Origin of the sequence: Nonomuraea sp. KM88, assembly GCF_052245635.1 — a bacterium.
In the GTDB taxonomy this organism is placed as follows: domain Bacteria; phylum Actinomycetota; class Actinomycetes; order Streptosporangiales; family Streptosporangiaceae; genus Nonomuraea.
Map to the genome: position 1 here is coordinate 243,509 of NZ_JBQQCC010000011.1, position 24,311 is coordinate 267,819.

At 70.3% G+C, this 24,311-nt stretch carries 21 protein-coding genes and 1 tRNA gene; 12 read left to right on the forward strand and 10 right to left on the reverse strand.

The window, feature by feature from the left end; genetic code table 11:
• Window positions 1–5: 5 nt before the first annotated feature.
• Both ACTWPV_RS30255 and ACTWPV_RS30260 read right to left on the reverse strand, forming a co-directional pair.
• A complete protein-coding gene (locus ACTWPV_RS30255; protein ID WP_443154390.1) occupies window positions 6–1,337 on the reverse strand; it encodes a glycoside hydrolase family 6 protein in 1,332 nt (443 codons plus the stop codon).
• 138 nt (window positions 1,338–1,475) lie between these two features.
• Window positions 1,476–2,042: a TetR/AcrR family transcriptional regulator gene (locus ACTWPV_RS30260; RefSeq protein ID WP_347645967.1), complete on the reverse strand. Its 567-nt coding sequence runs from the start codon at window positions 2,040–2,042 to the stop codon at window positions 1,476–1,478.
• A gap of 108 nt (window positions 2,043–2,150) precedes the next feature.
• Here ACTWPV_RS30260 and ACTWPV_RS30265 point away from each other — a divergent pair, with 108 nt between their 5' ends.
• Genes ACTWPV_RS30265 through ACTWPV_RS30290 form a run of 6 tightly spaced genes read left to right on the forward strand, consistent with a single transcriptional unit; the run spans window position 2,151 to window position 6,706 of the window.
• Window positions 2,151–3,959 carry an MDR family MFS transporter gene (locus ACTWPV_RS30265; protein WP_443154391.1) on the forward strand — a complete coding sequence of 603 codons (1,809 nt, stop codon included), beginning with the start codon at window positions 2,151–2,153 and terminating at the stop codon, window positions 3,957–3,959.
• Window positions 3,956–4,366 carry a hypothetical protein gene (locus ACTWPV_RS30270; RefSeq protein WP_443154392.1) on the forward strand — a complete coding sequence of 137 codons (411 nt, stop codon included), beginning with the start codon at window positions 3,956–3,958 and terminating at the stop codon, window positions 4,364–4,366. Before ACTWPV_RS30265 ends, ACTWPV_RS30270 begins: the two co-directional genes overlap by 4 nt.
• Window positions 4,363–4,599: a hypothetical protein gene (locus ACTWPV_RS30275; RefSeq protein ID WP_347645964.1), complete on the forward strand. Its 237-nt coding sequence runs from the start codon at window positions 4,363–4,365 to the stop codon at window positions 4,597–4,599. The genes ACTWPV_RS30270 and ACTWPV_RS30275 overlap by 4 nt, the downstream gene beginning before the upstream one ends.
• A 49-nt stretch (window positions 4,600–4,648) precedes the next feature.
• Window positions 4,649–5,089 carry a universal stress protein gene (locus tag ACTWPV_RS30280; RefSeq protein ID WP_443154393.1) on the forward strand — a complete coding sequence of 147 codons (441 nt, stop codon included), beginning with the start codon at window positions 4,649–4,651 and terminating at the stop codon, window positions 5,087–5,089.
• A 29-nt stretch (window positions 5,090–5,118) separates the two neighbouring features.
• The gene (locus ACTWPV_RS30285; RefSeq protein WP_443154394.1) at window positions 5,119–5,850 is read left to right on the forward strand and encodes a M15 family metallopeptidase; all 732 of its coding nucleotides are present in this window, start codon (window positions 5,119–5,121) and stop codon (window positions 5,848–5,850) included.
• 10 nt (window positions 5,851–5,860) lie between these two features.
• Window positions 5,861–6,706 carry an NUDIX domain-containing protein gene (locus ACTWPV_RS30290; protein ID WP_443154395.1) on the forward strand — a complete coding sequence of 282 codons (846 nt, stop codon included), beginning with the start codon at window positions 5,861–5,863 and terminating at the stop codon, window positions 6,704–6,706.
• Window positions 6,707–6,815: 109 nt separating this feature from the next.
• Here ACTWPV_RS30290 and ACTWPV_RS30295 read toward each other — a convergent pair whose 3' ends face one another.
• A complete protein-coding gene (locus ACTWPV_RS30295; protein WP_443154396.1) occupies window positions 6,816–7,142 on the reverse strand; it encodes an STAS domain-containing protein in 327 nt (108 codons plus the stop codon).
• Between the two features lie 51 nt (window positions 7,143–7,193).
• On the opposite strand from ACTWPV_RS30295, the gene ACTWPV_RS30300 reads away from it, so the two are divergent.
• Window positions 7,194–7,283, forward strand: a tRNA-Ser gene (locus ACTWPV_RS30300).
• 17 nt (window positions 7,284–7,300) lie between these two features.
• Here ACTWPV_RS30300 and dnaE read toward each other — a convergent pair.
• Together dnaE and ACTWPV_RS30310 are read right to left on the reverse strand one after the other, a co-directional pair.
• The gene (dnaE, locus tag ACTWPV_RS30305; RefSeq protein WP_347645959.1) at window positions 7,301–10,852 is read right to left on the reverse strand and encodes a DNA polymerase III subunit alpha; all 3,552 of its coding nucleotides are present in this window, start codon (window positions 10,850–10,852) and stop codon (window positions 7,301–7,303) included.
• 94 nt (window positions 10,853–10,946) lie between these two features.
• Complete coding sequence (locus ACTWPV_RS30310; protein WP_443154397.1) at window positions 10,947–13,079, reverse strand: nucleotide-binding protein; 2,133 nt, start codon at window positions 13,077–13,079, stop codon at window positions 10,947–10,949.
• 114 nt (window positions 13,080–13,193) lie between these two features.
• On the opposite strand from ACTWPV_RS30310, the gene ACTWPV_RS30315 reads away from it, so the two are divergent.
• Both ACTWPV_RS30315 and ACTWPV_RS30320 read left to right on the forward strand, forming a co-directional pair.
• Window positions 13,194–14,150 carry an NAD(P)H-quinone oxidoreductase gene (locus tag ACTWPV_RS30315; protein WP_443154398.1) on the forward strand — a complete coding sequence of 319 codons (957 nt, stop codon included), beginning with the start codon at window positions 13,194–13,196 and terminating at the stop codon, window positions 14,148–14,150.
• A 5-nt stretch (window positions 14,151–14,155) separates the two neighbouring features.
• Window positions 14,156–14,674, forward strand: a complete 519-nt coding sequence (locus ACTWPV_RS30320; RefSeq protein WP_132505806.1) for a bacterial proteasome activator family protein — start codon at window positions 14,156–14,158, stop codon at window positions 14,672–14,674.
• On the opposite strand, the gene ACTWPV_RS30325 is transcribed toward ACTWPV_RS30320, so the two are convergent.
• On the reverse strand, window positions 14,665–15,435 hold the full coding sequence (locus tag ACTWPV_RS30325; RefSeq protein ID WP_443154399.1) for an HAD family hydrolase: 771 nt from the start codon (window positions 15,433–15,435) through the stop codon (window positions 14,665–14,667). The two genes, ACTWPV_RS30320 and ACTWPV_RS30325, sit on opposite strands and share 10 nt — an antisense overlap.
• Window positions 15,436–15,685: 250 nt before the next feature.
• Between ACTWPV_RS30325 and ACTWPV_RS30330 the strand changes: the two genes are divergently transcribed.
• The 3 genes from ACTWPV_RS30330 to ACTWPV_RS30340 all read left to right on the forward strand — a co-directional run bounded on the left by ACTWPV_RS30330 (window position 15,686) and on the right by ACTWPV_RS30340 (window position 18,612).
• Window positions 15,686–15,889 carry a cold-shock protein gene (locus ACTWPV_RS30330; protein WP_043619750.1) on the forward strand — a complete coding sequence of 68 codons (204 nt, stop codon included), beginning with the start codon at window positions 15,686–15,688 and terminating at the stop codon, window positions 15,887–15,889.
• A 162-nt stretch (window positions 15,890–16,051) separates the two neighbouring features.
• Window positions 16,052–17,377: a hypothetical protein gene (locus ACTWPV_RS30335; RefSeq protein ID WP_443154400.1), complete on the forward strand. Its 1,326-nt coding sequence runs from the start codon at window positions 16,052–16,054 to the stop codon at window positions 17,375–17,377.
• A gap of 71 nt (window positions 17,378–17,448) precedes the next feature.
• Window positions 17,449–18,612 carry an FAD-dependent monooxygenase gene (locus ACTWPV_RS30340; RefSeq protein WP_443154401.1) on the forward strand — a complete coding sequence of 388 codons (1,164 nt, stop codon included), beginning with the start codon at window positions 17,449–17,451 and terminating at the stop codon, window positions 18,610–18,612.
• A 9-nt stretch (window positions 18,613–18,621) separates the two neighbouring features.
• On the opposite strand, the gene serS is transcribed toward ACTWPV_RS30340, so the two are convergent.
• From serS to ACTWPV_RS30360, 4 genes are all read right to left on the reverse strand, one after another.
• Complete coding sequence (gene serS, locus ACTWPV_RS30345) at window positions 18,622–19,884, reverse strand: serine--tRNA ligase (protein ID WP_347645953.1); 1,263 nt, start codon at window positions 19,882–19,884, stop codon at window positions 18,622–18,624.
• A 116-nt stretch (window positions 19,885–20,000) separates the two neighbouring features.
• Window positions 20,001–20,921: a prephenate dehydratase gene (gene pheA / locus ACTWPV_RS30350; protein WP_347645952.1), complete on the reverse strand. Its 921-nt coding sequence runs from the start codon at window positions 20,919–20,921 to the stop codon at window positions 20,001–20,003.
• A 68-nt stretch (window positions 20,922–20,989) separates the two neighbouring features.
• Complete coding sequence (locus ACTWPV_RS30355; protein ID WP_347645951.1) at window positions 20,990–21,409, reverse strand: DUF4446 family protein; 420 nt, start codon at window positions 21,407–21,409, stop codon at window positions 20,990–20,992.
• A 22-nt stretch (window positions 21,410–21,431) separates the two neighbouring features.
• Window positions 21,432–22,622 carry a glycosyltransferase 87 family protein gene (locus ACTWPV_RS30360; RefSeq protein WP_443154402.1) on the reverse strand — a complete coding sequence of 397 codons (1,191 nt, stop codon included), beginning with the start codon at window positions 22,620–22,622 and terminating at the stop codon, window positions 21,432–21,434.
• Between the last annotated feature and the right edge of the window lie 1,689 nt (window positions 22,623–24,311).

Consider the following 24,311-nt stretch of genomic DNA (forward strand, 5'->3'; position numbering starts at 1 on the left):
AATGATCAGGAGGCGGTGCAGGTGAGGGTGGAGGGCGTGCCGTTCTGGCCGCTGTGAGCGGCGAGGAAGCCGAACGTGGTGCTGCCGCCCGCCGACACGGTGCCGTTCCAGCCGAGGTTGGTGACGGAGACGGAGCCGCCGCCGCCGGACAGGGTGCCGTTCCAGAGTTGCGAGATCGTCTGCCCGTTGGGGAACGTCCAGCCGACCTGCCAGCCGCCGATCGGGGACGAGCCGGTGTTGGTGACGGTGACCTCGCCCTGGAAGCCGCCCTGCCACTCGTTCGTCACCTTGTACGTCGCGGTGCACCCGCCGGGGCCCCCAGTGGGTGTCACAGTAGGTGTCACGGTGGGTGTCACGGTCGGCGTGACCGTGGGCGAGGGCGCGGCCATGGCCAGGTCGTACGCCCGCTGCGGCACGAACTGCCCGGCGGCCGCGATGCACCCGTCGGCCTCGCCGGGCGGCTTGACCCACAGGTAGGCGGCGATCGCCGAGTCACCCGTGTCCGTGGTGCTCCAGATGCCCGTCGCGCGTCCGGGCGGGTCGCACCACTCGCTGCCGGAAGGGCCGTTGCCGTTGCGGCTGGTGTCGATGACCGCCTTCAGCCCGGACACGCCGGTCGCCGCGAGCACGTTCTTCGCGTACGACACCAGGCCGGGCGTGGAGCGGTAGTTGGAGGTGTTGACCGCGATGCCGTCGGCGCTGCCGGCCACGTCGGCGCCGTTCAGCCTGGTCGCGGCCTCCGAGGCGGACAGCCAGGCGTCGTGCCCGATGTCAAAGTAGACCTTGGCCTGCGACGACGCGGCCTTGAACTTCTTGCCCGCGTACGCCATGGAGGCCTGGACCTGGGCCTGCTCGGAGTTGTTCATGCAGTTGGACATGATGGCCAGCGCGTCGGGCTCCAGCACGATGGTGGCCGCCCGGCCGCCGATCCCGGCGGCGATCTGGTCGATCCAGCCCCGGTAGGCGGAGTGGTCGGGGGCGCCGCCCGCGCTGGGGCCGCCGCAGTCGCGGTTCGGCATGGCGTAGACGACCATGATGGGGTTCTTGCCCGCCGCCGCTGCCGCGCCGACGTACGCGTCGACCTGGCCGCGCACGGTCGAGGGGTTGTACGTGGCGAACCACCTGCCCTGCGGCACGGCGGCGATCCGGTCCCTGATCACGGGGGTACGGCTGTCGCCCGGGTTCTCGGCCACCCATTCGGCGGCGTTCGTCTGGGGGTCCACGTAGAAAGCGGAGTCGGCGGCCCTGGCTGTGGACGAGGAGAGGACGACCGCCCCCGCGGCGACCGTGGCGGCCGCGGGGAGGAGCACCCCCAGGAGGGGCTTCCTGCGAGACATGGGTTTTACTCCGTCCGTCATGTGGGAGCGCTCCCACCGGCACCCCGAATGTAGGGAGCCATCACCGCCCGCACCAAGACATCGGATCGGTCATCACATCATCGCCCCAGGCCAGAGCCGCCTCGGGAGCTGAAACTTTCAGCCGGCCAGGCACGCCTCGAAGACCGCGGTGAGGCGGTCGACGTCGGCCGGCGTGGGCTCCTGCGGGCCGAGGCGGCGCCGGGTGGCGCCGATGCCGAGGAAGACCGCGGTGGCCATGCGGGCCCTGACCTGCGCGTCGGGGCCGTCGAGTCGCTCGGCGATGGGATTGAGCACGGCGGTGATGAGGCGCTCACGGGCCACGGCCCGCACCTCGGGGTGTGCCGCGGAACGTTCGAGCGCCCGCAGGATCGGGCTGTCCGGCGGTCGCCGCATGCGCTCGGCGGCGTATTCGGCCAGCCTGCGCGGCAGGGCCTCCGCGTCCCCCTCGAACAACGTGTTGAGCGTCGGCTCGCCCTGCAGGACAGCGTGGAAGAGCCCCGCTTTGGAGCCGAAATAGCGGCCCACCAGGGCGACGTTGGCCTCGGCCGCCGCAGCGATCATGCGTACGGTCACCGTCTCGTAGCCCTGCTCGCCGAACAGGGTGCGGGCCGCCTGCAGGATGCGCTCGCGCGTGGCCTCCCGGTCGCGCGGCCTGGCTCCCGCCTCCGTTGCCTGGCCGTCCATACCAGGACTCTAGTCGGCGGCGCGCGACCGCCGACCCACTTGCCGCGCGGCTAGTAAACGGGCGTATACTCCACTGAGTCACGACTGTTTCAGGGGGGATGTGGTGTCTTGGTAGCCCAGGCACATACCGCGACCCCCACGAAGCGGCAGTACACCCACCGCGAAATCCTCGAGATCATGTCCGGGCTGATGCTCGCGATGCTCACGTCGATGATCTCGACATCCGTGGTGGGCACCGCGCTGCCGACGATCGTGGGGGAACTCGGCGGGCAGGATCAGTACTCGTGGGTCGCGAGCGCGACCATGCTGACGATGACGGTCTCCACGCCGTTGTGGGGCAAACTGTCCGACCTGTTCGGGCGCAAGCTGCTCTTCCAGACCGCTCTGGGGTTGTTCGTCGCCGCGTCGGTCGTCGCCGGGATGTCGCAGGACATGGGGCAGCTCATCGCGGCGCGCGCCGTGCAGGGCCTGGGCGTCGGCGGCCTGTCGGCCCTTTCTCAGGTGATCCTCGGTGACATCGTCTCGCCCCGCGAGCGCGGCCGTTACTCCGGCTACATGGGGGCGGTCTTCGGCATCTCCACGGTCGCGGGCCCGCTGCTCGGCGGGTTCATCGTGGACGCCGACTGGCTGGGCTGGCGCTGGTGCTTCTACGTCGTCGTGCCGTTCGCCATCGTGTCCTTCCTGGTGATCCAGAAGGTGCTGAAACTTCCGGTCGTCAAGCGGGAGACCTCGATCGACATCTGGGGCGCGACGACCATCACCGCCAGCGCGAGCGCCCTCATGCTGCTGCTGACGCTCGGCGGCAACGAGTTCGAGTGGAACTCGGTCTGGACCTACTTCCTCACCGCGATCGCCCTGCTCATGCTGGCGCTCGCCGTGTTGTCCGAGCGGACCGCCCGCGACCCCATCCTTCCGCCGCGGTTGTTCCGCAACCGTACGTTCGTGCTCACCAGCCTCGCCTCGCTGTTCGTCGGCATGGCGATGTTCGGCGCGATGATCTACCTGCCGCAGTACCTGCAGATCGTCAAGGGGCTCAGCCCGACCGACTCGGGTCTGATGACGCTGCCCATGGTGGCGGCGCTGTTCGTCTCCGGCGTGATCTCCGGGAAGATCGTCACCAAGACCGGCCGGTGGAAGCTCTTTCCGGTCGCGGGCCTGCTGGTGGTGGCCGCCGGGCTGCTCCTGCTGTCCAGGCTGCACGTCGACTCCAGCGAGTGGCTCATCGGGTTCGACGTCGCGGTGCTGGGCACCGGGCTCGGCATGTCCATGCAGATGCTCATCCTGGCCGCCCAGAACGGTTCGGAGCCGCGCGACATGGCCTCCACCACGTCCGGCGTGTCGTTCTTCCGCTCGCTGGGCGGCGCCGTCGGCGTGGCCGCGTTCGGCGCGATCCTGACCAACCGGCTCAAGGACGAGATGGCCGAGATGCTCAGGGCCGCGAACATCGCGCTGCCCGGCGGCTCCGACGTCAAGCTCGGCAGCCCAGACGCCATCCAGCGGCTGCCCGAGCCGATCAAGCACATCGTGCTGGAGTCGTTCACCAGCGGCCTGGAGACCGTGTTCATGGTGGGCGTGCCCATCGCCCTGATCGGGTTCGTGGCCACGATCTTCCTCAAGGAGCTGCCGCTGCGCGGGTCGACCATGGCGGCGCCGCCCGAGCCCAAGCCGCTCGGCAAGGACGACCTGGTGCTGGCCGGGCTGCTGCTGGAGCTCGTGGCCCAGCGCATCGAGCGGACGAACGGCGAGCGCTCCGCGCTGCTCACCGCGGTCGCGAGGATGGCGCCGCCGGACGGCCGCTCCGAACGGGAGCGGGCCAGGTCGGTCGCCCAGGACGTGTTGCGACCCACCTCGCGCGCCCTGATCGCGCAGGCCGCGCCACCGGAGAAGGACCTTGTCACGGGAGGAATCTCGCAATGATTCGCAAGTTTGTCGGCGCCGTCACGGCCGCCCTGGCCACCCTGGCCGGGTTGTGGCTGATGATCGCGCCTTTCGCCCTCGGCACCCAGCCGGAGGCCGGCGACTGGACGGACGCCACCCGTTCCGAGTTCTTCACCGGCCTCGGCGTGGCCGTCGTGGGCCTGGCGGGCGCGATCGCGTTCGTGCTGGCCATCCACGCGGACCTGGTGGCGCGCGGCCTGGTGGAGGTGAAGCAGCGCGCCCCCGAGCCGGCGCCCGAGCCGGTGCCGGCCCCCGCGCCGCAGGCGTCGTCCGCGGAGCTGGCCACCCTGCTCGCCCCGCTCGTCGAGGCGCTGCGCGAGGACCTGAACAACACCCCTCGCCCGAACGGCAAGGGCTCCCTGGTCGGAGTGGAGGAGAACCGGTGAAGGCCAAGCTGGGCGTATCCGCCCTCGTCCTGCTGTTCCTCGGCGGCCTGTGGCTCGTCGCGGCCCCGTTCGTCGTCGGCTACCAGCCCCGCGGCGCGGCCTACGCGGACGCGACCGTCAACGACCTGTGGCTCGGCGGCTCGATCGCCGCGCTCGCGTTCGTGTCCCTCGTGATCTACGCGGCCGACGCGCTGCGCGAGCTAACCCGCCGCGGCAAGCACGCCGACACCTGACGAGAGACCAGCCGTGTTCGGCAGTGGCACGGACCCTCACGGGGAGCCGTTGGAAGGCCGGCTCCCCGCAGGGCGGTTCGAGATCGGCAAGGACGGCGCCGGCCTTCTCGTCGTGGGATACGACGGATCCGACCCGAGCCGCAACGCGCTCGCGTACGCGGCCGGGCTCGCCAGGAGAGACGACGCCGCGCTGCTCGTCGCCTTCGTGGAGTCGCTCTACAGCCCGTCACTGTGGTTCTTCTACGGGTCGCCCGTCATCCCCGACGCGGCGGCCGACCTGACCGAGGACCTCAGGGACGAGCTGAAGGGCGCTGGCGTCCCCTGGCGGTTCGTCAGCGTCCGCGGTGACGCGGCGCGGGAGCTGGAGACGCTGGCCGGCGCCTACAGGGCCGACGCCATCGTGGTGGGCCGCTCGCGCTTCCGCCTTGGCGGCTCGGTGGCGGCCAAGCTGGCCAAACGGGCTCGCCGTACGGTGCTGATCGTCCCCTGACCTGCTCCGACGTCGCATATGGTGGCCAGATGAAACGTACTGCCGCCATGGCGTTCGTGGTGCTCGCGTCCGTTTCCTGTGGGGCTCAGGAGCGGGGCGCCTCGCCCGCGACCTCCGTTCCCGTCCCCCCTGCGTCCGATCCGCCACACGAGACGTCCAGGCCCGTGGCCGTCACGCCCGAGCCGACGGGCCCGCCGCCGTTCAGCGCCAAGGTCTCGCGGGTCACCCGCGACCGCGTGCCGTACTCCTGGAGGGCCGGCTGCCCGGTCTCCTACCGCGACCTGCGGCTGGTCACGCTGACGTACTGGGGGTTCGACGACAAGCCGCACACCGGGGAGCTGGTGGTGCGCAAGACGGTCACCGACGACATCGTGACGGTCTTCGAGAAGCTGTACGACGAGCGCTGGCCGATCCGGAAGATGGAGCTGGTCGACGCGTACAAGGCGGACGACTACGACTCGATCGACGCCGACAACACCTCGGCCTTCAACTGCCGCCGGGCCACCGGATCGAGCAATTGGTCCAATCACGCCTACGGCGCAGCGATAGACATCAATCCCCGCGAGAACCCATATGTCACCGCCAGTGGCAACACCGCACACCAGAATGCGAAAAAGTTCACCCAGCGCCCAACTAAGGGTAAAGGTGTGATAAATCCTGGTGACAAGGTCGTCAAGGCGTTCGCCCGGGTGGGCTGGGAGTGGGGCGGCTACTGGTCGGGCACCAAGGACTACCAGCATTTCTCCAAGGGCGGAGGCTGAGCATCACGCCATGACGGCCAGAGACGGCGACGGCTGGACCGAATGCGGCCTGGGGCACCGCCACTGGGGCATCCACGGCGCGTCGGGACTTCTCGTCGTCCACCATGACGACCGCGGCGTCCCGCACGTGCTCATGCAGAAACGCGCCGTGTGGAGCCACCACGGCGGCACATGGGGCCTGCCGGGCGGAGCCCGGGACAGCCACGAGGACGCCGTCACCAGCGCGCTGCGCGAGGCCCACGAGGAGGCCGCACTCGCCGGCGACGCGCTCCGCGTGCAGGGCGTCTACCTCGACGACCACGGCGGGTGGGCGTTCGAGACGGTGATCGCCGAGTCGGCCGAGCTGCTGGCCGCGGCGCCCGCCAACGCCGAGAGCGACGAACTGCGCTGGCTGCCGTTGCCCGAGATCACCGGCAGGAACCTCCATCCGGGCTTCGCCGCGACCTGGGGTGAGGTGCAGGCGGCGATCAAGCCCGAGATCATCGTCCTCGACGTGGCCAACATCGTCGGCGCGCGGGCCGAGCACGGCTGGTGGAACGACCGGCTCGGCGCCGCGACCCGCCTGCTCCAGGACGTCTCCCGGCACCGGCTGGCGCATCCGGTGCTGGCCCAGTGGTTCCCCAGGATGGTGGCGGTCGTCGAGGGCGCGGCGAGGAACGCGCCGGACGTGCCGGGCATCCAGGTGGTCGCGGCCACCGGCAGCGGCGACGACGCGATCGTCGACGTCGTGCGCAGGGCCAGGCCGTGGGAGCGCGTGGTCGTCGTCACCGCCGACCGAGGGCTGAAGGAGCGGGTCGGCGCGCTGGGCGCCGAGACCATGGGCCCGAAGTGGCTGCTGGCCCAGCTCGGCGCGTAGACCCCGCCAGTGGCCCGGCACGCCGGCCGTCCGCGCACGCGACACCGCGGACGGCGGCCCTGAGGCGCATCAGCCGTCCGCGCACTGTGGACGCCGGCCCTGAGCCGTGTCAGCCGTCGGCGGACGCGACGCTGTCGAAGGCGGCCTTGAGCCGCGTCACGTCGAGCACCCGCTGCAGCACGCCGTGCACCCCGACGAGCCGTAACGACCCCGCGTGCTCGGCCACCCGGCGCCGGTGCTCCACCAGCGCCCACAGCCCGCTGGAGTCACAGAACTCGAGCCTGGAGGTGTCGATGACGACCTGCACGAAGCCCTCGGTGTAGAGCTTGACCAACCACTCCTTGAGCAGCGGCGCCGTGAGCTTGTCGAGGTCGCCGTCGAGCCGCACCAGCGCGCGACACGGCCCCCGCTCCACCTCGACGTCTAGATCCGCCACCTCCTGAACGTACACCCCTGCCACCACAGCCGCTATCGTGGGTTCCGCACAGGAGGGTTCGCATAGTGGACGAGTGCAGCCGCCTTGAAAGCGGCCAGGTCAGCGATGGCCTCGTGGGTTCGAATCCCACACCCTCCGCCAGGTGACGACCGGCTGGTTCACAGCGTGATCGCCTCCGGCCCCAGCAGCGCCTTCACATCGGCGGCGAAGCTGGGCTCCGCGTTGACGGGGAAGTCCGGCACCGCCAGCACCATGGTCTTCCCTGCCGGGCGCTTCAGGTTGATGTGCAGCGGAACCTTGCCCTCGTGCAGCTTCAGCACCTGCCGGAGCTCCTCCAGCAACTGCGGGGTGACGCGTTCCTCCCTGAGCAGGAGGGTGATCGGGGCGCCGTCGCTGTTGACGCCGGACACGTCGACCACGGTGAGGTCCGTCGCGAAGATGCTGATGGCGCCGTCCCGGTTGTTGATCTGGCCGCGGACGGCCACCACGCTGTCCTCACGCAGCGAGTCGGCGTACAGCACGTAGCTCTTGGGGAAGAACAGGCACTCGACGGCGGCGTCCATGTCCTCGACCGTGGCGATCGCCCAGAGGTTGCCGGCCTTGTTGACCCTCTTGTCCACCTTGGTGACGAGGCCGCACACGCTCACGTCGCCGCGGTCGTCGCGGCCGGATTCGAGCAGGTCGGCGATCGTGGTGTCGCGGTTCCTGGCCAGGAGCCGTTCCGTGCCGGCCAGGGGATGATCGGAGACGTACAGGCCGAGCATCTCCCGCTCGAAGTCGAGCTTGGTCTTCTTGTCCCACTCCGTGTCGGGGACCGTGACGGTGAAGGCATCGTCGGCGCCCGCGTCGGCCAGCCCGCCGAACAGCGAGTCCTGGCCGTGCGCTTCCTGCTTCTTGATGCCGCTGACCTGGTCGACGGCCTGTTCGTGAACCATGAGCAGGCCCTTGCGCGGGTGGTCGAGCGAGTCGTACGCCCCTGCCTTGATCAACGATTCGATGACCCGCTTGTTGCAGGCGGTGAGCGGGATCTTGCCCAGGAAGTCGTTGAAGTCCTGGTAGAGGCCCTTCTCCTTGCGGGCCTTCACGATCGCTTCGACGACGTTCTCGCCTACGTTGCGGACCGCGCCCATGCCGAACCGCACCTGGGTGTCGCCGACCGCGACGAAGTCGAGCTGGCTGTCGTTGACGTCAGGGGGCAGGACCTGGATGCCCATCTTGCGGCACTCCGCGAGGTAGACGGCCGCCTTGTCCTTGTCGTCTCCCACGGAGGTCAGCAGCGCGGCCATGTACTCGGCCGGGTAGTTGGCCTTCAGGTACGCGGTCCAGTAGGCGACCAGGCCGTATCCGGCGGTGTGGGACTTGTTGAAGGCGTAGCCGGAGAACGGCAGCATGACGTCCCACAGGGCCTGGATGGCGTCGTCGCTGTAGCCGTTGCCGCGCATGCCCTTCTGGAAGTTGGCGAACTCCGCGTCCAGGATCTCCTTCTTCTTCTTGCCCATGGCGCGGCGCAGCAGGTCGGCGCCGCCCAGGGTGTAGCCGGCCAGCTCGCGGGCGACGGCCATGATCTGCTCCTGGTAGACGAGCAGGTGGAACGTCGGGCCGAGGATCGGCTCCAGGGCCTCCTTCAGCTCCGGGTGGATGGGCTCGATGTCCTGCCGGGCGTTCTTCCTGTGCGCGTAGTTGGTGTGCGCGTTGGCCGCCATCGGGCCCGGCCGGTACAGGGCGAGTACGGCGGCGATGTCCTCGAACCGGGTCGGCTCCATCAGTTTCAGCAGCTGGCGCATCGGCCCGCCGTCGAGCTGGAACACGCCCAGGGTGTCACCGCGCGCCATGAGCTGGTACGTCTTCGCGTCGTCGAGCGGGATCGTCAGGGTGTCGAGCGTGATGCCCCGGTTCTGCTCGATGATCTTGATGGCGTGGTCGATGATGCCCAGGTTCCTCAGCCCCAGGAAGTCCATCTTGACCAGGCCCATGTCTTCACACGAAGGGTAGTCGAACCCGGTGATGATCACGCCGTCCTTGTCCCGCCGGTGCAGGGGGATCAGATCCATCAGCGGCGCCGAGGACAGGATGACCGCGGCCGCGTGCACACCGGTGCCGCGGATCAGTCCCTCGATGCCGCGGCCGGTGTCGATCACCTTCTTCACGTCCGGGTCGCTCTCGTACAGCGCGCGGATCTCGCCGCCCTCGTTGTAGCGCGGGTGATCCTCGTTGAACATGTCCGCCAGGGGGACGCCCTTGCCCATGACGTCCGGCGGCATCGCCTTGGTGATCTTGTCGCCGACGGCGAACGGGTAGCCGAGAATGCGCGACGCGTCCTTGACGGCGGCCTTGGCCTTGATCGTGCCGAACGTGTTGACCTGCGCGGTCATGGCGCTGCCGTACTTGTCGGTGACGTAGTTGACCATCCGGTCCCGGTGGCGGTCGTCGAAGTCGAGGTCGACGTCCGGCGGGTTGATCCGCTCCGGATTCAGGAACCGCTCGAACAGCAGGCCGTGCTCCAGCGGATCGAGCTCCGTGATCCGCGTGGCGTAGGCGACGATCGATCCGGTGGCGCTGCCGCGGCCGGGACCGACCGGGATGCCGTTGTCCCGCGCGTAGCGGCAGATGTCGGCCACCACGAGGAAGTAGGAGGAGAAGCCCATCGGCCCGATGACCTTCATCTCGGTCTCGTACCGCTCCATCACCTCGGCGGGGACCGGGGCGCCGTACCTCATCTCCAGGCCGCGCTCCACCTCCTGGCGAAGCCACGACTCCTGCGTCTCGCCCTCGGGCACGTCGGGGTAGTCGGGCATCCGGTCCACCTGTGCGAACACGTCGCTGTAGTCGCCGACCATCTCGGCGACCAGCAGCGTGTTGTCGCACGCCTCCGGCAGTTCGGAGAACAGCGCGTACATCTCGTCGGCCGGCTTGAGGTAGTAGCCGGAGCCGTTGAACCGGAACCGGTTGGGGTCGTCCTTGTTCTTGCCGACGCCGACGCACAGGAGGCTGTCGTGGGCGTCGGCCTGGTCCTCGGTGACGTAGTGGGAGTCGTTGGTGACCAGCAGCGGGATGTCGAGCTGCCTGGCCAGCCGCAGCAGGTCGGCCCGCACCTCCCGCTCGATGTCGATGCCGTGGTCCATCAACTCCAGGAAGTAGTTCTGCTTGCCGAAGATCTCCTGGTATTCGCCGGCGACCTTGACGGCCTCGTCGTACTGGCCGAGCCGCAGGCGCGTCTGCACCGCGCCGGACGGGCAGCCGGTGGTGGCGATGATCCCGGCCGCGTGCTGCGAGACCAGTTCCTGGTCCATGCGGGGCTTGCCGTAGTAGCCCTCGACCGAGGCCAGCGACGACAGCCGGAACAGGTTACGCAGCCCGTCCGCGTCCTTCGCCCACATGGTCATGTGGGTGAACCGGCCGCCGCCGGAGACGTCCTTGCCGCCCTCGCCGTCCGCGACACCGGTCTCCGCGCGAGAACCCCAGAAGACCGGTTTCTTGAACAACCGGGATCCTGGCGCCACGTACGCTTCGATCCCGATGATCGGCTTGACCGGGCTGTCCTTCGCCACCTTCTGGAACTCGTACGCACCGAACATGTTGCCGTGATCCGACATGGCGATGGCCGGCATATCAAGCCGCGCTGCCTCTTTGAACAGCGGTTTGATCTTGGCCGCTCCGTCCAGCATGCTGTATTCGGTATGCACGTGCAGGTGCACGAACGACTTGCTCACCCGTCCCCCGATCCCACTTCGCCCGACCTGTCGCCTGAGCTTATTGCGTCTCGCGGGACTGATGACGCCTGCCGCTAGGCCCGCGCCCGCGGCCTCACTCGGGGACGCCCGCGAAGCCGTCGCCCACGCTGGCGGCGAGCTGCAGGTAGGCGTCCCTGGTGGGCTCCTGGAGCCGGTCCAGATCGATCTCCGCGCCCTCCTCCAGGTGCGGGTCGTACGGCACCCGGATCACCGCTCGGCATCTGGCGGCGAAATGGGCCTCCAGCTTCTTGATGTCGACCGCCGACTTCGAGCGCGGCCTGACGCTGCACAGCACCACGGTCGCGTTCTTGACCAGGTCGCCGTACTGGTGCGCCTCCAGCCAGTCGAGCGTCGCCGAAGCCGCCCTGGCGCCGTCGACGGACGGGGAGCTGACCAGCACGATCTGGTCGGCGAGCCCGAGCACGCCGCCCATGGCGGAGTGGAGCAGGCCGGTGCCGCAGTCGGTGATGCAGATGGAGTAGAAGTTCTCCAGCACCTGGGAGACGTCCTGGTAGTCGTCGCCGCTGAACGCCTCGGAGACCGACGGATCACGGTCGGAGGCGAGCACCTCCAGCCGCGACGGCGCCTGCGAGGTGAACGCCCTGATGTCGACGTAACGCTTGACCTGGTCACGCTCGTTGAGCAGGTCACGCACGGTCGCCGAGGTCTCCAGGACGAGCTTGTCGGAGAGCGTGCCCCTGTCGGGGTTGGCGTCCACGGCGATCACGCGGTCGCCGCGGATCTGGGCGAGGGTGGCGCCCAGGCCGACCGTGGTCGTGGTCTTGCCCACTCCGCCCTTGAGGCTCAGCACGGCCACGCGGTGGTGCCCGGCGGTCACCGGAGTGCGCGCCCTGGTCACGAGCTCGCGGCGGCGGCGCACCTCCGGGGGTTCGCCCGGCTTGATCCAGCCGCCCGACGCCTTGTAGACCACGCGGCGCCACCCCTTGGAGGGAGCGTTACGCCGTCCGCGGAGCAGGGACTCCGGGTCGAGGCTCTCGGCCGTCGGCCTCCCGGTGACCGGGGGTCTGGGCGGGGCGCTGAAGACGGGCGCCGGGGCGGGTCGGCGGCGCGGCGGCGCCGGAGGGATGTCCCGGTCCGCGGGGCGCCACTCGGGCTGGTCGGCCCACGGAGAACCCTCCTGCCCGGCGGGACGCTCACGCGGCGGGTCGTCGTGGGGCGGGCGGTCCTGGCGCTGGGAGCGCTCCAGCCGCAGGGGACGGTCCTGGTGCCGGTCCTCCTGGACCGGCTCGGACCACGGAGAGCGCTCATCGGGCTGCGGACGCTCCTCCGGCTGCTGCTCGGGCTCGGCCCGCCGCTCGGGGCCCGCCCACTGCGGCACGGAATCAGCCCGCTGCTCAGGGCCCGCCCACTGAGGACCGGAATCGGCCCACCGCGGGCGCTCGTTCCGCGGCAGGGTCTCGTCGGAACCGGTCCACCGCGGGGTCTCGGTCCCGGGAAGGGTCTGGTCGGATCCGGAGGGCCACTGCGAGGGCTCGCTCTTGGGGGGCGTGCTCTCCCAGGTGGGCTTCTCCTCGTCGGCCGGCTTCTCCTCCGCCTGCTTCTCCGTCTGCTCCTCCGGGCGTGCGGTCTCCTCGGCCACGGCCGGCTGCCGGGCCGTCAGCGGATCCTCCACAGCCGATCCCTCGGCCGGCTGGATGGACGGGGCCGAGGGCTGGGACGAGGGCTGGGACGAGGGCTGGGACGCGGATGACGCGGACGGCTCCGCGGGCGGCGGCCACTCGGGCGGCGTGGACCACGGATCGTCCGCCGGCTCCGCCGTCTTGTCCTTGTCGGCCGTCTCCGGAGGCGCGAACGACAGCGTGAAGGTCTCGGTGTCGTCGGGGCGCGGCAGCGGCTTCAGCGGGGTGTTGAAGGGGTCGTCCGCGGGCGGCGCGGCCGGCTCCTCCTTCTTGGCGGCTCCGGCCTCGCCGAGCCACTCCCCGGCCTCGCTCTCCCCTTCGGGTACGTCCTCGGCCGCGGCCGTGCCGTACACGGAGTCGACCGCCGCGCGGAACAGCGGCGGCGTCGGCGTCTCGTGCTGCTGGGGCACGAGCGACCACGGGTCCTGGGGGTACGGCGAGGCGACCGGCTCGTCGGCAGACGCAGTCGAGGCGCTGACAGAGACGGGGGTCTCCTCCGTCTCCTTGATCGCGTCAAGCCAGGCCAGCTGTTCCTCGAGAGATTCTTCTCGATCGTGTCTTGCCACCGTGTTCCCCCTCGGGTGGGTCTAAAGGGGCAGCAAATAACTTGCAGATTAACGCCACCTGCTCCTACGCAGCCCGCCAACCCGGAACTTCTTTGCCCGACTACCGTGGTTCGCATGCGAGCCATTGAGATCACCGAGCCGGGCGGCCCCGAGGTGCTGGAGTGGCACGAGGTGCCGGATCCCGAGGTGGGGCGCGGAGACGTGCTCATCGACGTGACCGCCTCCGCGGTCAACCGTGCCGATGTCCTGCAACGTCAGGGGTTCTACGATCCTCCTCCCGGAACGTCGCCCTACCCGGGGCTGGAGGCCTCGGGCGTGGTGGCCGCGGTGGGCGCCGACGTCGAGCAGTTCAAGCCGGGCGACGCGGTGTGCGCGCTGCTCGGGGGCGGCGGTTACGCCGAGCGCGTAGCCGTGCCCTGGCAACAGGTCATGCCGCTGCCCGAGGGTGTGTCGCCGCGGGAGGCGGCCGGGCTGCCCGAGGTGGCCTGCACCGTCTGGTCCAACGTGTTCATGGTCGGGCGGCTGCGCCGGGGTGAGACGCTGCTCGTGCACGGCGGCGCGAGCGGGATCGGGACGTTCGCGGTGCAGCTGGCCAAGGCGCTCGGCTCCCACGTGGTCGCGACGGTCGGCACGGCGGAGAAGGCCGAGCGGGTCAAGGAGCTCGGCGCCGACGAGGTGATCAACTACCGCGAGGAGAACTTCGCGGACAAGGTACGCGCCGACGTCATCCTCGACATCATGGGCGCGAAATACCTCGCGGGCAACGTCAAAGCGCTGCGCACCGGCGGCCGGCTGGTGATCATCGGGCTCCAGGGCGGCCGCAAGGCCGAACTCGACCTGGGCGCCCTGCTCGCCAAGCGCGCGGCCGTGCACGCGACGGGGCTGCGCTCGCGTCCCGTGGAGGAGAAGGGCGCCATCGTCCGCAGCGTCGTCGACAACGTCTGGCCGCTGGTCGGTGCCGGTGCGGTGCGTCCCGTGGTCCACGCGGAGGTGCCCATGGCGGACGCCGCCGAAGCTCACCGAATGCTGGATTCCGGGGAGCACGTCGGCAAGATCCTGCTAGTACGGTGAGAGTTATGAATGCTGAGGACAACAACACCCCCCACATCGTGGTGGTGGGCCCCGACTTCCAAGGTCAGGGCGATAGCGGCGAGGACGATCGGTCGGTCACCAACCTGGTCGAGCAGCCCGCGAAGGTGATGCGCATCGGCAGCATGATCAGGCAGCTTCTCGAGGAGGTCCGCGCGGCTCCCCTCGACGAGGCCAGCCGTAAGAGGTTGAAGGAGATCCACGAGTCGTCCATCAAGGAGCTCGAGGACGGCCTGGCGCCGGAGCTGGTCGACGAGCTGGAACGCCTGTCGCTCCCGTTCACCGACGAGACCGGCACGCCGCCGAGCGAGGCCGAGCTGCGCATCGCGCACGCCCAGCTCGTCGGCTGGCTCGAAGGCTTGTTCCACGGCATCCAGACCACGCTGTTCGCGCAGCAGATGGCCGCCCGTGCCCAGCTTGAGCAGATGCGCAGGGCGCTGCCCGGCGTGCCGCACGGCGAGGAGCCGCAGCCGCGGCCGCCCGGTGGTTCCGGCCCCTACCTGTAGAGCTTCTCGATCACCTGCGCGACGCCGTCGTCGTCGTTGCTCGCGGTCACGTGATCGACCGCCGCCAGCACGGTGGGATGAGCGTTGGCGACGGCGTACGCCGTGCCTGCCCAGCTCAGCATGGGCAGGTCGTTCGGCATGTCGCCGAACGCCACGGCCTGCGCGGGTTTGATCTCGTGCTGTGCGGCCAGCGCCGCCAGGGCACTGGCCTTCGTGACGCCTTGGGCGCTCATCTCGATCAGGCCTCTGCGGCTGGAGTGGGTGGCGGTCACCAGGTGCCCCACCAGTTCGTGCACGGTGGCCTGGAGTTCGTCCGGGCCCATGCCCGGGTGCAGGGCCAGCAGCTTGGCGCACGGACGTGCCGTGAGGGAGCCGGCGCGGGCGCTCCCCTTGGCCTTGTCAAGGGCGCCGAGGAGGAAATCCGACTCATGCGCAAAACCGGCTTCATACTCGACCGAAAATGCGAGATCGGCCACGTTCGCTCTTAGCTGAGCCACGACTTCCTCGAGTACATCCACCGTGATCAGGTGAGATTCCACTATCCGTTCGGTATGGAGATCGTAGATCAGTGCCCCGTTCGCACAGATGGCGAGCCCGTGGTGACGCACCGCACCCGCGACGCCGCCCATCCAGCGCGGCGGCCGCCCTGTCACGAACACCAGCGCCGCCCCCGATTCCTCGACTTTGGCGAAGGCCGCGGCCGTGCGGGGAGACACGGTTCCGTCGGTGCGCAACGCGGTGCCGTCGAGGTCGGTGGCCACTAGACGGGGTGCGGGAAGGCTCTGCATAACAGGTTCCAGTTTGCCTGGTGATGCCGCCTGACAGAAATCTTCCTAGGGACGGGAACACCAACGCGCCAGAATGGTGTTAGATGTGATGGCGTTGTATTAGCTGATCCCGTAGTGAAAACCAGCATGACTTTGTCTGAGCCACCCCGGGTGCTTGCTGTACGACACACCGGGATCCACGAGGTGTGGGTCCCATAGATTCACATCCTGAGGGAGAGCTTTTATGGCTCAGGGAACCGTCAAGTGGTTCAACGCCGAGAAGGGCTTCGGCTTCATCGCCCCGGACGGCGGTGCGCCGGACGTGTTCGTGCACTTCTCCGAGATCGTCGGCAACGGCTACCGCAGCCTTGAAGACGGCCAGCGGGTCGAGTTCGAGATCACGCAGGGCCAGAAGGGGCCGCAGGCCTCGCAGGTCCGAGCCATCTGACCTGTAGCAGCGAGAGAGAGACCGGGGTCCGCATTCCAGCGGGCTCCGGTCTTCGCATGTGTCGGCCAGGTCACGGCTGTGACTCGACTCACACAGCCGTTGAACCGCCGGCCCCTCCCATACATCGACCTCTATATGAGGTATGCGTGGTCATGTCACCCCGTGACCGTCGCCGGGGTCTTCGTACTACTGGTCAACGACCACCTGCTCAAGCAGGCCTGGCCCGGGTTCGTCACGGGCAAGCTCAGCGACGTGGCAGGTCTCGTGGTGGCGCCCGCCCTGCTCGCCCTGCTCTTCTGGCGGCGGGCCGATCTGGCGGCCACCGCGCTCGCCGGGGCGCTGTTCACGCTCGTGAAATCGACGGAGACGGGCGCTGAGGTCGCCTCCCAGGTCTGGAGCCTCGTGGCGGGCCCGTCGCGCGTCCTGGCCGATCCCACGGACCTGCTGGCCCTCCCCGCGCTCGCGCTGGCCTGGTGGGTACGCGGGCGCAGCCTCCGTACCCGCTCCTCCAGATGGCGGATCGTCGCGGCGATGCCGCTGACCGTGCTGGCGGTGGCCGCCACGTCGGCCGACCACATGCCCGCCGCGGAGTCCGTCGAGGTGGACGGCGACCGGATCGTCGTCCACGTTTCGAGCGGCCAGGACTGGATCTCCCGCGACGGCGGAGCCACGTGGTCGGAGATCGACCGGGTGATGGCGGACGAGCCCAGAAGGCCGCAGAGCGCCGCGTGCGTGCCCAGGCAGGCGACCCGGTGCTACCGGGTGGTGCCGGACCGGATGGCCGTGCAGCAGTCCGACGACGGCGGCAAGACGTGGCGGCCGTCGTGGCCCACGTCCGGCGACGACCGCGAGCGGCTGCGCAGGACCTACTCCGGCGGGCACGGGCATCACCCGATGGGCCTGGCCGTGGTGCCCCGGCCCGGCGGGCACGACGTGGTCGTCGCGAACGGCCGGGACGGCATCCTGGTCCGCGACGCCCAGGGGACGTGGCGGCGGGTGGGCTGGCCCGGCTCGGCCACGGAGCAGGTCCCGGCCGTGGACGTGAGCCTGGAGCGGAACGTGGCGCTCTTCCTGGCCGCCTGCATGCTCTTCGGCGGCGTCGGGGCGGGGATGCGCCAGTTCCATCGCGTCTACACCGGCTTCGCCATATTCGCCTGCCTGGGCTTCTTCGCCATGGTCGCCGAGGCCGCCCTTCTGGGTCACGACGCGCTCGGCCTGGTGGCGCTCGGCGTCGTCGCGGCCGTGCTCGGCACCCTGGTCTGCCTCGTGCTGGCGTTCGCGGGCCGGGCGCGTCCCGTGACGGCCGCGGTCGGAGTCGTGGGCGCGCCGCTCGTCTACGCGGCCGTCTATCTGCCCTTCGACGGCTGGGCCGGCGGCACGCCCGAGGCGTACGAGGCCGCCGTCGCGATCGCCGCGGCGCTCACCGTTCTCGTGCTGGTGGCGGGCGCCGCCCTCATCAGGAACGACGCGAGCCGTTCCGGCCCGTGACCTGGTACCCCTCTGCCCCTCTGCTACTCTGTGGCATAGATTGATTACTTTGCGTCACAATGGGGGCTCTGGTGAAAGTCGCCTGCGTCGGCGGTGGACCCGCCAACCTGTACTTCTCGATCCTGATGAAACGTGTGGATCCGTCCCACGACATCACCATCTACGAACGGAACCCGGCCGGCTCGACATACGGCTGGGGCGTGACCTACTGGGACGAACTGTTCAACGATCTCCACCGGGCCGACGCCGACTCCGCGCGGGCCATCAGCGAGAGCTCGGTCCGCTGGGACTCCTGGGTCGCGGACATCCGCGAACGCGCCACGGTGACGGTCGAGCAAGGGGAGGCCGGCTACGGCATCAGCCGGCGCAGGTTGCTGGGCATCCTCGCGGAACGCGCCGAGTCGCTCGGCGTACGCATCGAGTGGGAGCGGGAGATCACCGACGAGGACGAGTTCGGCGACGCCGACCTCGTCGTGGCGGGCGACGGCGTCAACAGCGGGCTGCGCGACCGCCACGCCGAGCACTTCGGCCCTGAGTTCCATACCGGCCAGAACATCTACATCTGGCTCGGCACCACCAAGGTCTTCGACGCGTTCGTCTTCGCCTTCGTGGAGACCGAGCACGGCTGGATCTGGTGTTACGGCTACAAGTACAGCAAGGAGCACAGCACCTGCGTCATCGAGTGCACCCCGGAAACCTGGCGAGGGCTCGGGCTCGACCAGGGGAAGGAAGCCGACAGCCTGGCCATCCTGGAGAAGCTCTTCGCCGACATCCTCGACGGGCACCCGCTGATCGGGCGGGCACAGGCCGACGGCACCGCGCACTGGCTGCACTTCCGCACGCTGACCAACCGCACGTGGCACCACGGCAACGTCGTGCTGGTGGGGGACGCCGCGCACACCACGCACTATTCCATCGGCGCGGGCACCGCCCTGGCCCTGGCGGACGCCTCCGTCCTGGCCAAGGAGCTCTACCAGCAGAAAAATCTCGAAACGGCCCTCGCCGCCTACGAACGCGAGTCGAAGGCGAAGCTCCGCTCGCCGCAGAGGGCCGCCCGCAACAGCGCCCGGTGGTTCGAGAACCTCCCGCGCTACATCGACCGCTCGCCCATGCAGGTGATCACGCTGCTGGGCCAGCGGCACTCGGTCATGCAGCCGTTCGTCCCGCCGGCGCTCTACTACCAGTTCGACCGGATCGCCGGGCGGGTCGGAGGGCTCTTCGGGTTCGGGCGCTGACGGCGGTCGCTATTTGGCCGGCTCCAGCACGTCGAGGCCGACGTAGGGGCGCAGCGCCTGCGGGACCACCACGGAGCCGTCGGCCTGCTGGTGGTTCTCCAGGATCGCGACGATCCAGCGGGTCGTGGCCAGCGTGCCGTTGAGCGTGGCCAGGTGCTGGGGCTTGCCGTCCTTGTCGCGATAGCGGACGGCGAGCCTGCGCGCCTGGAACTCGGTGCAGTTGGAGGTCGAGGTCAGCTCGCGGTAGCGGCCCTGGGTCGGGATCCACGCCTCGCAGTCGAACTTCCGGGCCGCCGACATGCCGAGGTCGCCCGCCGCCGTGTCGATGATGCGGTAGGGGACCTCGATCCTGGCCAGCATCTCCTTCTCCCAGGCCAGCAGCCGCCGGTGCTCCTCCTGGGCGTCCTCGGGACGCACGTAGGAGAACATCTCGACCTTGTCGAACTGGTGGACCCGGATGATGCCCCTGGTGTCCTTGCCGTACGAGCCCGCCTCGCGGCGGAAGCACGACGACCAGCCCGCGTAGCGCAGCGGCAGGTCGTCGGCCGCGAGGATCTCCTGCGCGTGATAGCCGGCCAGCGACACCTCGGAGGTGCCGACCAGATAGAGGTCGTCCTCAGGGAGGCGGTAGATCTCCTTGTCGTGGGCCACGTGGAAGCCGGTGCCCTGCATGGTCTCCGGCTTGACCAGCACCGGAGTGATCATCGGCGTGAACCCCGCCTCGATCGCCTGCTGCATGGCCATGTTGAGCAGGCCGAGCTGCAGCCGGGCGCCGACGCCCTTGAGGAAGAAGAACCGCGAGCCGGACACCTTGGCGCCCCGCTCCATGTCGATGGCCCCGAGCGCCTCCCCCAGCTCCAGGTGGTCTTTGGGGGTGAAGTCGAACGCGCGCGGCTCGCCATGGGTCTCCAGCACGACGTAGTCGTCCTCGCCGCCCTCGGGCGCGCCCTCATCGACGATGTTGGGCACCGTCTGGAGCACCTCGTCGAGCTCGGCCCCCAGCTTCTCCGCCTCGGCTTCCGCGGCCTTGACCTGGCTCGCGAGGTCTTTGGCCCGCTGGAGCAGAGCGGCCTTCTCCTCGCCCTGCGCCTTGGAGACCGACTTGCCCATGCTCTTCTGCTCGGCCCGCATGGACTCGAACGCGGTCAGCGCGGAACGCCGGCGTCCGTCCAGGTCGAGCAGCGTGTCGACGACAGAGTCGTCCTCACCGCGGGCACGCTGCGACGCCCGTAGCCGGTCGGGATCCTCACGAAGGGTACGCAGGTCAATCACAAGGAAAAGGCTACCGGCGCCGGACCGCGGCCCGCCCCTCTATTACGCCGAGTCGCCGCCGCCCGCCGCCGCCCGCCGCCACCCCGCGTCACGAGCCGCCACGCGTGCCGGCGTACTCAGACCTGGCCGGAGCGGACCCGCGCCAGCCACTCGGCCGCCTCGCCGAACGCGCCGTCGGACGTGCCGCGCCTGATCAGCGGGGTCACCCCGTCGGCCCGCGGATAGCTCCCCAGGAACCGCACCTCGCCGCAGACGCGGTGCAGCCCCGCGATCGCCTCGCCGACACGGGCGTCGGCGATGTGCCCCTCGAAGTCGAAGTGGAAGAAGTAGCGGCCGATGCCGTCGCCCGTCGGCCGCGACTCGATGCGCGTCAGGTTGACCCCGCGTACGGAGAACTCCGTCAGCATCTCCAGCAGCGCGCCCGGGTGGTCGTCGGCGAGGAAGACCACCAGCGTGGTGCGGTCGGAACCGGTCGGCGCGGGCAGCGGCTGAGGGCGGCCGACCCGGACGAACCTGGTCACCGTGTCGGACCTGTCGCCGATGTCGGAGGCCAGCTCGACCAGCCCGTAGTGCTCGCCCGCGATGCGGGCGGCGATGGCCGCGTCGTAGGGGGAGCCGGGCAGCGACACTTCCTGGGCCGCGGCCGCCGTCGACGGGGCGGCCACCACGACGGCGTCGGGCAGCTCGCGGGAGATGAAGGCGCGGCACTGGGTGATGGCAGCGGGATGCGTGTAGACCCGCTTGACGTGGGCCATCTCGGTGTCGGGCCGGGCCAGCAGCGAGAACTGCACGGGCAGCAGCAGCTCGGCCGTGATCAGCAGCGGCTCGCCCCAGGCGAACTCGTCGAGCGTCGTGGTGATGGCGCCCTCGATGGAGTTTTCCAGCGGCACGACGGCGCCGTCGGCATCGCCCGCGCGGGCGGCGTTGAGCGCGGCGCTCACGTTGGCGCAGGGCAGGCGCTCGGCGGTGGGGTCGAGGAGCCGCAGGGCCTCTTCGGTGAAGGTGCCTTCGGGTCCGAGATAGGCGAGACGGGGCATGAGTCCAGAATATCCGCAGGTGGACAGCGCATGGTGACCATTCGGCCGAGCGCGTGGGGGACGACCGGCTACAGCTGCCACGAAGCCCGGGCCGTGATCAGCGGACCCAGCCCCAGGCGGGCCGCGCGCACGGCCTCCTCCTCTTCGGGCGACAGCTGCTGCTCGCCCTTTCCTCCCACCACGGACCGCACGTACGTACGCGTCTCGCTGCGCCCGTTGATCGAGGTCAGCACGATGCCGTCACCCAGCCCGTTGATCATCGCCACCGAGAACGACAGCCGCCCGGTCATCTCCGCGAGGGCGTCGTACCGGCAGACGGCCACGTCTCTGACGGCCTTGAGATCGCGCCCGCCCTCGTGCGTCTGCCGGGCGAGCAGCCGCCGGCAGTCCTCCACCGTGGCCTGCGCCCGGCGGAGGGCCAGACAGCCGATGAGCACGCCGCTGACCCCGGCCAGAACGCCCACGAAGACCCATGCGGTAACGAGCACGACACATAGCGTAATGGCCGGGTCAAGCAAGCATCCGGCGTTTCGGCACCCAGGACACCAGCAACCACACCAGGGCCAGCGCTCCCAACCCGAACCCGTTCTGGACGATCTTCCCGAGCACCAGGCTGACGCCCGGGATGTCGGCCGCCTTCAGCGATACACCCCACCACGGGACGGGCACCACGTAATAGAGCCACACCCCGGCCGCCACCCGCAGCCTGACCTGATCGCGGCCGTCGCCGACGATCGCGCCGAGCACCACGACGACGTAGGCCAGGTGGTGGATCCAGGCGACCGGCGAGAGCAGCACGGCCATCAGCCCGACGAGCGCGACCGCGGTGATGGAGTCGCCCGCCTGGTACGCGTCCCGCGCGCCGCGGAACCCATACCAGCCGACCGCCGCCACGATCACCAGCCAGATCGCGGACGTCAGCAGGTCGGGCAGGTAGAGGCGGATCAGCATGCCGCGGATCGACTGGTTGGTGGTGGCCGCGTTGGCGCCGAGGCGTTCGGGATCGAGCAGCGCCGAGAACCAGAAGTCGGCCGCGTCCTGCGGGATCACCGCGAACGGCAGCAGCGTGAGCACCGCCGCCGCGAACGCCGCCATGAAGAACGTCCGCCACTGACGGGTGACCAGCAGGTAGATCAGGAAGACTCCGGGCGTCAGCTTCACCGCCGTGGCCAGCCCGATCAGGAACCCCCGCGGCCACCACGGCCTCCTGGCCACGCAGTCCGCCAGGCACAACGCGACCAGCAGGATGTCGACCTGGCCGAACCGCACCTGGTCCCGGATGGGCATCATGTACGCGCAGGCCACCATGAACAGGGCGAAGGCCCACGGCGCGTAGTTCCGCCACGTGCCGAGGGCGCCCCTGAACGCGAAGCCCACGGTCACGGCCAGCGCCACGAAGATCCCGGCCGTCCACACCCACTGCGCGACGCCCCAGGACATCCCGGCCAGCCCGACGGCCAGCATCGCCGCGACGGGCGGGTAGGTGAACGGCAGCAGTTGCGGCGCGGGGGTGAAGTAGTCGTACACCGGCCGCCCGTCGAGGAGCATCTGCCCCCCGGTGCGATAGACGTCCAGGTCGACCAGGCGTTGATCGTCCGCATTGGTGAGCCATGTGTGCACCAGCGGGGTCACGGCCGCCGCGACGACGAGCACGACGACCGCCCACGCCCACCACTGCCGCCGCCCCACGCCCCCGGTCATCGGACCTGCTCCGTCGCTTCCCCCGCGTCGCGGGGCGGGCGGATCGCCGGCTGGGCGCTCACGGGTGGTCTTTTCCGGTGATCGCGCAGGCGTGGCCGCCGGCCCGCCGGAGGCTGCCGGGCCGGGAGTCGCTTCGGGATCGGGGCTTGACGTGGCCAAGGGTCAACGGAGTGTTGCTCGCCGCACGGTTCCCGCCCCTTGGGGGTGGCACGTACTCACGGACCTCATGACCGAGCAGCGTACCGTGCCGGGCACGCCGTCCCGGCCGCCGCCTTGCCCGCGCCCGGGGCCCCGGCCCGCGCCGTGCCGACGACCCGGCCCGCCCGTGCTCAGCATCTACGATCGGACGCACATCCTTCCCCGAAACGCTGGAGCTCCCGCACATGCCCAACGACGCCAGGCCGGACCCGTACGACGGCGGGCACGAGTCGCGCGGCCGACGGCGTGTGCGATCAGGCCGTTCCCTCCGCCGCGTGTTGACGTTGCTGCTGGGCATCGCCCTGGCCACGGCCGTCGCGCCCGCGGCGGCGGGCGCGGATCCGACGCAGGAGCGGGCGGTCGGGGGGCGCGTGGCCCTGGTCGGCGTGCCCGGCCTGGAGTGGAGCGACCTCGACCGGTCACGCACGCCCCACCTGTGGGACCTCGTCGGCAGGGGTTCCTCCGCCTCGCTCTCCACCCGTACGGTGCCGCCCCCCGACCGGGGCATCACCTGCCCCACGGCGGGCTGGCTGACCGTCTCGGCGGGCCAGCGAGCGGGTACGCCGGGCAAGGGCTGCACCCCGGCCCCCGCGCCCCGGCAGTCGGGGCAGGGCGCCACGATCCCCGGATGGGAGGCGCTGAGCGCCCACCAGGGCGAGACCGGCTTCGACGCCCGGCTGGGCACCCTGGGCCGGGCCGTGGGGGACGGCGGAGGGAAGGTGGCCGCGATCGGCCCCGGAGCGGCGCTCGCAGCGGCCGACGCCTCGGGAGACGTCGCCGCCTACGCCCCCGACCTGGGCTCGGCCGCCGACCTGACCCCCTACGACCTCGTCGTCTTCGAAGCCGCTGACCTGGCGACCGCCTGGGCCGCCCGCCCCCTGGACGAGTACGGAGTCCCCGCACCGATGCCCGCCGAGGCCAGGAAGGCGGCGGTGGCCCGGGCCGACCGGCAGATCGGCGCCCTCCTCGGCAATCTGCCCGCCGGCACCTCCGTCCTGCTGGCCGGCGTCTCCGACGTGACGCCCAACGCCCACCTCCACGTGGCCATCGCCGCCGGCCCGTCGGCTCCCGGCGGCCCGCCGTTCCCGCACGGCCGCCTCACGGCCACCTCCACCCGCCAGGACTCCCTGGTCACGATCACCGACCTCACCGCCACCACGGTCCAGCTCCTCGGCCTGCCGGCGCCCCGCGAGGTCGTCGGCCGCCCGTGGCGCTCCGGCGACGCCGCCCCGCCCGACCCGGCCGGCACGGTGGCGGACCTGGCCGACGCCGACCTGGCCAGCCAGGTGCTACGCGACGTACGCGGCCCCTTCTTCACCGTCCTGGTGACGGTGCAGCTCCTCTTCTACGCCCTCGCCGCCCTGGCTCTGCGCCGCCGCTTCAAGAACGGCACCCCGCCGCCCCCCTCCTCGCCGGAAACACCGGCCACCTCCGCGGTCGTGCCGCCGGCGGACGGCTCGGCCGCGGGCCTGGCGAGCGCGTCCAGGCTGC